The organism is Paraburkholderia sp. J8-2, from assembly GCF_905220195.1.
GTDB lineage: Bacteria > Pseudomonadota > Gammaproteobacteria > Burkholderiales > Burkholderiaceae > Paraburkholderia.
On the sequence record NZ_CAJMZA010000065.1, the window covers coordinates 1 to 5316 of the forward strand.

Annotated in this window: 8 protein-coding genes and 1 pseudogene; 4 read left to right on the forward strand and 5 right to left on the reverse strand. The window is 64.4% G+C overall.

Going from position 1 to position 5316, the window contains the following annotated elements; genetic code table 11:
* From U5A52_RS42530 to U5A52_RS42540, 3 genes and pseudogenes are all read left to right on the forward strand, one after another.
* Positions 1–222 (forward strand): annotated as a pseudogene (locus U5A52_RS42530) (two-component system response regulator); the annotation flags it as partial.
* Positions 223–235: 13 nt separating this feature from the next.
* A complete protein-coding gene (locus U5A52_RS42535; RefSeq protein WP_321940368.1) occupies positions 236–1009 on the forward strand; it encodes a helix-turn-helix domain-containing protein in 774 nt (257 codons plus the stop codon).
* A gap of 80 nt (positions 1010–1089) precedes the next feature.
* Entirely contained in the window at positions 1090–1485 is a 396-nt protein-coding gene (locus U5A52_RS42540; RefSeq protein ID WP_321917317.1) for a c-type cytochrome, read from the forward strand.
* Positions 1486–1520: 35 nt separating this feature from the next.
* Here U5A52_RS42540 and U5A52_RS42545 read toward each other — a convergent pair whose 3' ends face one another.
* From U5A52_RS42545 to U5A52_RS42555, 3 genes are all read right to left on the reverse strand, one after another.
* Entirely contained in the window at positions 1521–1871 is a 351-nt protein-coding gene (locus U5A52_RS42545; protein WP_321917316.1) for a hypothetical protein, read from the reverse strand.
* A gap of 69 nt (positions 1872–1940) precedes the next feature.
* On the reverse strand, positions 1941–2180 hold the full coding sequence (locus U5A52_RS42550) for a UDP-glucose 4-epimerase (RefSeq protein ID WP_321917314.1): 240 nt from the start codon (positions 2178–2180) through the stop codon (positions 1941–1943).
* A gap of 64 nt (positions 2181–2244) precedes the next feature.
* Positions 2245–2679 carry an Hsp20/alpha crystallin family protein gene (locus U5A52_RS42555; RefSeq protein WP_321917312.1) on the reverse strand — a complete coding sequence of 145 codons (435 nt, stop codon included), beginning with the start codon at positions 2677–2679 and terminating at the stop codon, positions 2245–2247.
* A 253-nt stretch (positions 2680–2932) separates the two neighbouring features.
* Here U5A52_RS42555 and U5A52_RS42560 point away from each other — a divergent pair, with 253 nt between their 5' ends.
* Positions 2933–3796, forward strand: a complete 864-nt coding sequence (locus tag U5A52_RS42560) for a universal stress protein (protein WP_321940370.1) — start codon at positions 2933–2935, stop codon at positions 3794–3796.
* A 122-nt stretch (positions 3797–3918) separates the two neighbouring features.
* On the opposite strand, the gene U5A52_RS42565 is transcribed toward U5A52_RS42560, so the two are convergent.
* Both U5A52_RS42565 and U5A52_RS42570 read right to left on the reverse strand, forming a co-directional pair.
* Entirely contained in the window at positions 3919–4608 is a 690-nt protein-coding gene (locus U5A52_RS42565; RefSeq protein ID WP_321917308.1) for a CBS domain-containing protein, read from the reverse strand.
* Positions 4609–4739: 131 nt separating this feature from the next.
* A partial coding sequence (locus tag U5A52_RS42570) for a zinc-binding dehydrogenase (protein WP_321940372.1) occupies positions 4740–5316 on the reverse strand: 577 nt, incomplete at its 5' end.

Here is a 5316-nt window from a genome sequence, read left to right on the forward strand (position 1 = left end):
TTGAGGCTTGCGAGCGGCAGCGGCATCGAATTGCTGTCCCTGCTGGCTCACGAGCAACCCTCGGTCGTGACGGTCGTGCTGACGAATCACTCCGCCGCACCGTTTCGCACCGCCTGCCAACGAGCGGGAGCCCATTTTTTCTTCGACAAGACGTCTGAGTTCGAAGCCGCTTGCGAAGCCATTGAAGCGCTAGTGAACCGGCGCGCCGCCCCCGCGCGCTGAACGGGAGACGATCATGTATGCCGAGGCAGCCTGCGAATCCTCACTGTCCACGCCGCTATCCCCGCCCTGGCTCGTCGTGTCGCCGCAGCCCGCCGAGCGCGAGGCCGCCGCGCGCTGCTCGAGCTGCTCGCTGCGTGCGGTCTGCATGCCGCCGGACCTCACGGCCGCAGAACTCCGGCAACTCGACACCGTGGTCCTCACCACGCGCACCGTGCACCGCGGCGTAACGCTGTTTCGCGCGCACGACGCCTTCCAGAGCCTCTACGCCGTCCGTACCGGATCGTTCAAGACGGTCGTCATGCATCGGGACGGGCGCGAGCAGGTCACGGGCTTCCAGATTCCGGGCGAGCCGCTCGGGCTCGACGGCGTTTGCTCCGGCACACACCGCTGCGACGCCATTGCACTCGAAGACAGCACGGTTTGCATCATGCCGTTCGGCCAGCTCGAAACGTTTTGCCGCGAGAGCCGGCGCATGCAGCGCCACCTCTACCGGCTGATGAGCGGCGAGATCGTGCGCGAGTCGCGCCTGATGATGCTCCTCGGCACGATGACCGCCGAACAGCGCCTCGCCGCGTTTCTGCTCGATCTCGCGGCGCGCTTCCAGGCGCGCGGCTACTCCGGCGCGCAACTCAACCTGAAGATGAGCCGCGAGGAAATCGGCTGCTTTCTCGGCCTGAAGCTCGAAACCGTGAGCCGGATGTTCTCGCGCTTTCAGCGCGAAGGCCTCGTCGAGCCCAATGGCAAGCAGATTCGCCTCGTCGATCTGGAAGGGCTCGCGCGCGTGTGACGCACGGCGCCGCTTTTTATTTCATTCATGCATCTGGCCGGCGGCACTGCGCTCCCCGGCTGCACTCGAGGAGACATTCGATGCCACGCCGTCCTGCACCTGTTGCTTGCCTCCCGGTGATTGCGTCGCTCCACGCGCGCGCGAACACGATCCTGTTTCACGCCGCAGCGGTATGCGCGGTGGCGCTGTATGCCGGTGCTGCGCACGCGCAGCTTGCCGAACCCACCGAGCTTGTCGATCAGCAGCACTGCATGTTCTGCCACACGTCGGATGCGCCATTTCTCGCGCCGTCGTTTCACCAGATCGCCGAGCGCTACCGCAACAAGCCGAATGCCGAGGTCATGCTCGAAGACAAGCTCAGGCACGGCGGCAAGCCCCACTGGGGCGACATGGCCATGCCGCTGCCCGCAGACCGCGGCGGCCCGCTATCGGCCGAAGACGCGCATACGCTCGTTCAGTGGGTACTGAGCCAGTAAAGCCCGATAGGGCGACTCCTCAAGCGTGGCGTCGATCAGTGATCGCCGCGCGGCGCACCGTTTCGGTAAACGGCGCCTGCGGGCGCGGCTGAACCCAGTTGGCGCTCGGCGGCGTCGAATGCCGCACGCATGGCAGCCACAGGGTCGTCACCTTCGCAATGGCCAAGCGGCGCGAGTTGCCTCGAAGTCGAAACAAGGTCGAGACGAACGTCATAGGCCGGGCGGCAGCTTCCCGGCTGCACGGAATGCATTCGCTCGATCGCGAGATGACACCCTGCCAGCACGCCGCTGAACCGCTCGAGGCGCAGCAACTGAACGCCGGCTTCCGCCTCGAGGGCAGATGAACCGGCGAAACCCAGATAGACGATTTGCATCCCGAGTCCCATCGCCTCGCCCCTTCAGAAGTCGGCATCGTCGCTACCCGAAGGCTCACTACTGCCTCCAGGCAGGCCTTTCTACACTTCGAACGCGTGATGGATTTTCAGGTCGATCCACACCATGCCTTCGCGCAACCCCTCGAGCACCGCCTCTCGCTCGGTTTCAAACACGCGATGATGCGCAAACGCGTGGGAGAAGCACTGCGTTTGTGGACCGTGCGTGACGCTGACTTCACAGAGAAAGCCGCCCTGCGGAGCCGGCGATGTGCGGGCCTGAACGCTCCAGGCGCCCGAGTCGATATGGCCGGTAAGTGACATGATTTCGTTCTCCCAAGAAGGCGCGCAGCGAATGCGCCTGCGGCACAATGGCGCGCGCCATGGCTCACTGGATCTGCAGTCGCTTCTGTTCCGCAGGTGCCTTTTTCGGCAGCGTGAGCGAGAGCACGCCATCCTGATACTGCGCGTTGGCGCTGCTTTCGTCGATATCGCTGGCAAGCGAGAACGTGCGTGCGAAGGCGCCGCTGTACCGTTCGCGGCGAATGACGCGCTCGCCTTCCTTCTGCTCGGTCGTGCGCTCGACCTTCGCGTGAATCGAAACCACATTCCCGTCGATCTTCACGTCGATGTCCTTTTTGTCGACACCCGGCATCTCGGCCTTGACCGTGTAGGCCTTCTCGCTTTCCGTAACGTCGAGCTTGATCGTCGCGAGTTCGCTCTCCTCGGCGGCCAGCACGCCGCGCATTGGCCGGAACAGCCCCTGGAAGAGGTCCGAAACAGGCTCCATGGAAAACGGGTCATAACGTGTCAGATTGCTCATTGCCTTGCCTCCTTTTCGGCTTGCGTGGCGCACGAACTCTGCGAAGCGTCGCGCTGTATTCAATCTACGCACGGACTGCCGATTCCGATTGATCTGCCTCAATGTCTCCTTTTTCCGGGTTCCAGGGGCGACCTATTTCGCCAGGAAGAGATGGTTGATTCAAATCAATCGCAACGAGCCCGCCGTCCCTAGACTCGAATCACTTTCTCCGCCTCGAGGGGCGGTGGAACGCCCCCGTTCGCTGGAGATCACGATGAGCTACAAGACGATCATGGTGCACATGGACACGAGCGCACGCGCAAGCGCGCGTCTCGCGCTTGCGTTGAAGCTGGGCCGCCGGTTTGGCGCGCATCTGGATGGACTGTTCGCGGCGTTCGAGCCGCGCCCGCGCGAGTTTTACGTGATGGCCGGCACGGCCGACTATTACGACACGCACCGCAAGCTGCGGCGCGAACAACGCGGCGCGATCGAGCGCCTCTTTCGAGCCGAGCTGTTGCGAGCGCAGGTCGATGGCGCCTGGGTGACGGCCGAGGGGGATCCGGTCACGGCGGTCATGCAGCGCAGCCGGAGCGCCGACCTCGTGATCGTGGGGCAAACCGATCGGGACGATCCGGAATCCTATATTGCTGAGCACTTTACGGAGACCGTGCTGCTTGGCGCGGGCGGCCCCGTGCTGGTCGTGCCGTATGCAGGCAGCTTCGAGTCGGTGGGCGAGCGCGTGCTCGTGGCCTGGAACGGCAGCCGCGAGGCCGCGCGCGCCGTGCACGACGCCATGCCTTTTATCGCGCGGGCGGCCCACGTGACCATCGTGGCCGCTTCTGCAACTGATTCTCTGTCCGCTTCTACGTCCATCGTGCCTGCCGAGCGGCAAGCGTCGTGTGCCGACCTCGCGGCCATGCTTGCGCGCCATGGCGCAACGAAGGTCGAAATCACCCGGTTCGACCGCGACGCCGCCGCAGCCACGGGCGACGCGCTGCTCAGTTTTGCGGCAGACGGCGGCTACGATCTGCTCGTGATGGGGGCATACGGTCACGCGCGCCTGCAGGAACTCGTTTTGGGCGGCGCCACACGCTCGATCCTGGCCACGATGACGCTGCCGGTGCTCATGTCGCACTGACGCAGCGCCACACGCCGAGCGTCGACACACGGGAAGCAGCACGACGGCGAAGCCCGACAAAAAAACCGGGCCAGTCGTGTTGCTGGCCCAGCCTTCCCCACGCCTGAACGCGTCCGCCTTTCTTACATCGGCGTGAACACCACCGGGTAGCCGAGATGGTCCTCGACACCCTTGACGCCGGGCACGAGCTGCGCCGAGACGAGTATCGCCTTGCGCTCCTCCTCCGAGTTCACCGTACCCCAGAAGTGGACAACGCCCTCCTTCACGACGACGTTCTCCGCCGGCATTGCCCAGCGATGCCCGGCGAGCGCCTGAATCACGTCGCGATGGATGGTCTCGTCCGAAACGAGCCCTGCCTGATCGGGGCGCGCCGCGCTCGCCAGCGCGCGGATCAGGTTCGCACGGCTGACGATACCCACGAGCTTGCCCTGATCCAGCACCGGCACCCGCTTGATTCGAAGGCGTTCGAGCACATCGGCGATCTCGCTGAGTGGCGTGGAAGGCGAAACCGAAACGACATTGGCGGTCATGACGTCGTCCACCTTCACCGCGTTTTCCTTCAGGTACTCGCCCGCGAGCTTGCGCGTCGAATGGAGGAATTCCCCAAACCAGCTTCGCTGCGGCTTGCCGGTGCCCGTTTCCACGCGATGTAGCAAATCGCTTTCACTGAGAATGCCGACAACGGCTCCGCTATCGTCGACGACCGGAATGCCGCTGATGTGATGGTCGGCGAGCAGCGTCGCCGCCTCGAAAATCGACGCATTGGGGCGCACGGTGATGACGTCCGTCGTCATGATGTCTGATGCTTGCATGAGGTCCTCCGTTAAGGGCCAACGCCCCGGTATGACTCAATTTAGAGATTGCCGGGCTGCGCGCATTGACTTGAATCAAGCCGCGCGGCCTGCTATCCGGCAGCGGAAAGCCCGCGGTTGCCCGTGGCGAATCACATCTCGACAATGACCTTCAACGCGTGCGTGCTCGCCGCCTGCGAAAACGTCTCATAGGCCTTGAGCATGTCGTCGAACGCGAAGCGATGCGTGATCAGCCGGTTCGGATCGATCCGTCCGGCGCACACCGTCTTGAGCAGCATGGGCGTGCTCACGGTATCGACAAGGCGCGTCGTGATCGACACGTTGCGGTCCCACAGCTTGTCGAGGAACAGCGACGCCGGCACGCCATGCACGCCGATGTTCGCGATCACGCCGCCCGGCGCCACGATCTGCTGGCACAGTTCGAACGTCGCAGGCACGCCGACGGCCTCCATCGCGCAATCCACGCCCACGCCGTCCGTGAGTTTCATGAGCGCATCCACGGCGTCGCCCGCGCGCGGATCGATGCACGCCGTCGCGCCGAATCGCTTCGCGCATTCCAGACGGTTGGCGTCCATGTCGATCATGATGATCTGCGCAGGCGAATAAAACTGCGCGGTCAGGAGCGCGGCCAGCCCGATCGGTCCTGACCCGACGATGGCGACCGTGCTGCCGGGTTCGACTCGGCCGTTGAGCACGCCGCACTCGAAA